The following is a 233-nucleotide window of genomic DNA, read 5'->3' as shown; positions in this document are numbered from 1 at the left end:
GTTAGGTTCAAGCTCCATCGACTTTTTAAAATACTCTATTGCTTCAACTTTTTTATTACTTCTTATTTTTGCCATTCCATTTGCATAATTTAATGCAGCAGAATTAGGTATTGCAGCCAACCCTTGATCAAGCACAGCCTGCATTTTTTCTTGACTCCCTTGACGAAAATAAATATCAGACAAATTTACATAGTTAGGATCAAAATATGGGTCTACATCAATACCTTTTTTTA

1 protein-coding gene is annotated in these 233 nt (G+C 32.6%); it reads right to left on the bottom strand.

Annotation, left to right across the window (positions count from 1 at the left end):
* Positions 1 to 233: tetratricopeptide repeat protein (locus SB816_RS35195; RefSeq protein ID WP_410548650.1), on the bottom strand; the 233-nt coding region annotated here is incomplete at both ends.

It is taken from the genome of Achromobacter sp. SIMBA_011, from assembly GCF_046535435.1.
Classification (GTDB): Bacteria; Pseudomonadota; Gammaproteobacteria; order Burkholderiales; family Burkholderiaceae_B; genus Achromobacter; species Achromobacter dolens.
The sequence above is the reverse complement of the archived record's forward strand: the minus strand, read 5'-3'. Positions and strand labels throughout refer to the sequence as shown.